The organism is Arsukibacterium sp. MJ3 (assembly GCF_000987765.1).
In the GTDB taxonomy this organism is placed as follows: domain Bacteria; phylum Pseudomonadota; class Gammaproteobacteria; order Enterobacterales; family Alteromonadaceae; genus Alishewanella.
In genome coordinates, this window is the sequence record NZ_LAHP01000087.1 from 1 (window position 1) to 833 (window position 833).

Consider the following 833-nt stretch of genomic DNA (forward strand, 5'->3'; position numbering starts at 1 on the left):
GCAGGTCATAGTTTTAGCATTAGCAGCACTTATGACATAGACGGGCGACTAGACTTATTAACTTACCCCAGCTGGTCACTCAATCCTACTACTGACGATATTGTGATAAAGCACGGCTACCAGAACGGTGCATTAAAGCAGCTTAGCAACCATAAAACAGGCACTGTTTACCAGAACATCTCAGCCATTAATGCACGCGGCCAGGCCAGCGGTATTACCTATGCCAATGGCGTGGTGGAGTCACGCAGCTATATCGCGCAAAGCGGCTGGCTTGACACTTTATCCATCAATAAAGGCGGCAGTGCATTACACAGTCTGGATTACGATTATGACTTTGTTGGCAATGTAGAAAAGCGGACACAAGGTTTTGGGGTAGGCAGCAACGCCGGTTTTACTGAAGTGTTTACTTATGATGATTTACACCGGGTAAAAACCAGAACCATTAGTAACCTTAATAACAGTACTGGCTATAACGCTTTACCTGCCAGCTTGCGAATGAACGAAGGCTATAACTACGACCACTGGGGCAATATTACCTATAAACAAAATACCGGCTACTACAAATATGACAGCATTAAGACCAATCGCTTAACCGAAGTATGGTCGGGTAGTGGCTTTACCGGTACCAAGCATTACGGCTTTAGTTACGATGGTAACGGCAACGTAACCAATGACAGCAAACGCAGCTTCACTTATACCGCGTTTGATAAACCATCAAAAGTTACGCAGGGCACGGATTATACTGACTTTGCCTATGGCACCGACCGCCAGCTATACCGGCGCACAGATGTCAGAAGTGGCCAGGCGACAGATGCGTTTTATATCGACGGCCT

The 833-nt window shown here is 46.3% G+C and carries 1 protein-coding gene; it reads left to right on the forward strand.

Annotated elements, in window-relative coordinates; translation table 11 throughout:
• On the forward strand, positions 1-833 hold an 833-nt coding region (locus tag VT06_RS18295), incomplete at both ends, for a hypothetical protein (protein ID WP_046555494.1).